The sequence below is a fragment of the Chloroflexia bacterium SDU3-3 genome (genome assembly GCA_009268125.1).
In the GTDB taxonomy this organism is placed as follows: domain Bacteria; phylum Chloroflexota; class Chloroflexia; order Chloroflexales; family Roseiflexaceae; genus SDU3-3.
Window position 1 is genome coordinate 1 of sequence record WBOU01000043.1, and the last position, 3473, is coordinate 3473.

Consider the following 3473-nt stretch of genomic DNA (forward strand, 5'->3'; position numbering starts at 1 on the left):
CGGTGCCATAGCCCACCGTCACGTCGGTCAACTGGCCCAGCGTGTCGTAGGCGTAGCGGGTGCGGATGCCCGCCGCGTCCTTCACCTCCTGCACGCGGTTGTCGGTCGTGTAGGTGTAGGCGGTGGTGAGGCGCATGGCGCTGTTGGCGATCTGCATCACCGCCGCGAGATTGCCCCGCGCATCATAGGTCGCCGAGTTGAGGAGGGTATCAGGGGTTGAGCCGACATACGTGTAATAATAGGAAATAAACGAAAACGTGTAAGCGTTTTAGGGCTTCCCCATGCAGAATACGCGCACCACCCTCCTTTCGGTTTTGTAGTCAAAAACCTCCATCTTGCCCTTTATGACGCTGATATGGTTAGGCCCCATGTCCGAGGACATGGGGCCGCTGCGGCTGCATCCTTGCCTGCATGGGGGCGTTCAGGGATTCGTGTTCGGCAAGGCCCAGCTCAACACCGCCTCGAAGGGGGGCGGTGGCTCCGGTGAGAGCTGGTAGGCACCAAAGCGCTGGATGTGCCGGGTGATGTAGGGACTGAGGGTCGCCAGATCGGCCCACTCGACCGGGTATCCGTCATCGAGCATGGCCTTGAGCGCGGTCGTCATATCGTAAACATTGTGGAGGATCACCGCGTTGGCCAGCACATCGGCATAGTTGACTCGCTTCTCCGCCTCTTCGGGGTCGCCATCAGGAATACTTCCCTCTCGGCCAAAGGTCAGCCACTGTTGAAAGCCGTTGAAGGCTTCGACTTTATTCGTCGTTGCCGTGATCTCAACCCGCAGCGACTGGTCAGAGATGTAGCGGAGGAGAAACAGGGTGCGGATGACCCGCCCCAGCTCGCGGAAGACCTGGTAGAGCTTGTTTTTCTTGCTGTCGTTGCCCAGCTTGCGGAGCACCATCGCCGATGAGATCTTGCCGGCCTGGATGGACAAGACCACTTGGAGCAGATCCTGCCAGTGCCGCTCGATCAGGTCCCAATCGATCACCCCTTGAAAAAGCGGCTCCAAATGCTGGAAGGTCTGTTCGCGGGTCGCTTTGAAGAAGATCAGATCTTTCCAATTGCGGATGCGTGGCAGGAGTTCAATGCCGAGCAGGTGGGCCAGCGCAAACACGGGCGTGGATTGGCCTTGGGTGTCGGCATGGACTTTGGTTGGCCGCAGGTCGGAGGTGTTTTGGAGTAAGCCCTCGATGAGATACACCGCCTCCCAGACCCCGCACGGGATGAAGTGGCTGAAGATCGCCACATAGGTATCCGCCACATGGTGGTAGGCCACTCCACCGCGCATCCGGTACCGGAAATGGTATTCGGCCAGCGGGTTGTTTTCCATCAGCTCGATCATGGTTCCATCGGCAGCCACGCGGCTGCCATCGCCCCAGGCCCGAGGCAAGGTGAGCGGGCGGTAGACATTGATGATATCGCTGGCCGCTGCATGGAGTGCGGCGCTGGTGACGTGCCGCCGGTTGAGGTAGGAGAGTCGGTGTGCGCTCATCGCCTCGCCCATATGGCGCGCCGCTTGAACTGGCCCCATATTCGTCCCGTAGGCAAACAGCAGGTGGGTATAGTCGCGCTGGGGGTCGCTGAGCTTGGGATCACTACCACTGCTGGGCGCGAAATGGCGGGTGCAGTTGGTCCAGTGGGCCACGGTGGCCATGATGTCGAGGAGCTGCCGCTCGGGCATCCGTGCCAGGAGTTCGGTTTCGAGCGCAGCGGCCTGGGGCGCAACGATGGGGCGCGCCAGCCGCTTCAGGATTGGTTCGCCGGTTGCGGTGATGGTCAGATCATGGTTGTCAGGGAAGGCTGCATCTACGAGCTGCGCCGCATGCTCGAGTCGTGCCCGCAGATCCGCAACAAACCCGCCCGCCGTTGGTGGGAAGCCAATCTGCTGACTGTAGGCGGCCACCTGCGGCGCGCATACCTCCCAGGGCAGCAGCTGCGCCCGATAATCGGTGTAGGCATCGGAGCGGGCAACGGCCATATCACCGGCTTTCAGCTCGGCAGCCAGGCAGGTGAAGATGCAGACCTCAAAGGGCTTGCGGATCAGCATGGGCTTCTGGTCGATGCGGGTGAGGATGATGCGCTGCCACTGGTCGGGCACAAAGGAGAGATCAAGTGTTGCTGGGAGGTGCGCTGCGGTGCGATTGCGCTGATCTTTGAGCCAGGTGAGTGCGGCGAGGAGGCTGGTGTCCTGATTGGTGGCCGTGAAGGTCAGGCTATCCAGCATCCGAAAAAAGAGCCGCCGGTGGGTATGGTAGCACTGCCAGATCAAGGGCAGATGGGTATTGCCCGTCCACGCGGCGAGCTGCTCGCAGGAGTGCAGGAGCGCGGTAGTCCCGCCCACCGGGTCCATAATGGCCGCAAGCCGGTCCATGGCCTCGGTCGGCGTGGGCTGCTCGTCGAGCACCTCCAGCATGGCGGTAAAGGTGGTCAACATACGCTGAATCTCTGCCTGATGGGCAAGCTGGAGCTGTTCGAGCTGCGTCCGCGCCCGCGTGTGGAAGGTATGCATGCGTTTACGGAACATCTCGATGATCGCATCACGGATCTGGGCCTGCATCCGATGGATGAGGCAAACCAGCAGTAGAAGCTGCTTGGCTGGGCGCATTTTGCGAATTTCCATCGCATCGAGTGCTTTGGCCTCTGCCGCGAGATGCTGGATCTTGCTGGGTGGCACATCGGCCAGCACCAGCGTGAAATCGCCGAGACTATCCAGCCACTGGAGTTGGGTCAGAAGCGCAGCAAAATGCTGGAAGGAGGCTTGTTGTGCGCCTTGCTTCACCTCTGCCAAGCGGGTGGTGATCTGGCCGGGAATGGGTGCGAGGAGATCGAGCACGGCATGCTGGTGTTCGGCAGGGATCTGTGCGGCGAGCCGCTGGGCCAGGCGTGCGTTCACGAGGGTGCGCACCCGACGGGTCAGACGATCCAGCGTGCTGAAGGCGGGAAGTTCGACGTTGGCGGTACGGAGCGTTTCGACGGTCGCGTTGATGAGGTCAACGGGACTATCGTGGACCTGGGCCGCAGCGACGAGCGCGGTGGTGGCGGCGCGCCGGATCATCCGGTCATCGCTGCTGCGCCCCAGGAACGCACGGATGTGACGATGGTAGGTGTAAAGGGTCCGGTCGGTGATCGTGTGGAGCGCGATCGGGGTGAAAATATCCCATGCCTGCACCACATGCTGGATGATACGGGAGGGGATCTCGGTGAGCAGCGGAAAATAGCCGAGGTGCTGGGCCGCCTTGAGCAGGACCGAGCACGCGACCAGGCGGGTGGGGCCACGTGCCACCTGGAGCACCCATGCATGCTCCTCCGGGGTGAGGGTATAATAGCGGTGCATATCCGACGGGGGTAGCGTGCGACGATAGAAGGGGTAGGCCGTGCGCTCAATCGATGGCATACGCGGGTATCCTTGATGAAGCGGCGATGTCTGACAAATGAGTATAGCAGACATTCTCCCCGCCCCTGCGGCCCACCCATGT

Annotated in this window: 2 protein-coding genes; both read right to left on the reverse strand. The window is 61.5% G+C overall.

Annotation, left to right across the window (positions count from 1 at the left end; genetic code table 11):
• Positions 1-157, reverse strand: a 157-nt coding sequence (locus tag F8S13_27565) for an RHS repeat protein (protein ID KAB8139569.1), incomplete at its 3' end; no start/stop codon positions are given.
• 264 nt (positions 158-421) lie between these two features.
• Positions 422-3445: a Tn3 family transposase gene (locus F8S13_27570; GenBank protein KAB8139570.1), complete on the reverse strand. Its 3024-nt coding sequence runs from the start codon at positions 3443-3445 to the stop codon at positions 422-424.
• Between the last annotated feature and the right edge of the window lie 28 nt (positions 3446-3473).

Coding starts and splice junctions, on each gene's coding strand:
- F8S13_27570 (KAB8139570.1), bottom strand. CDS start 3,445: ATGTCTGCTATACTCATTTGTCAGACATCGCCGCTTCATCAAGGATAC.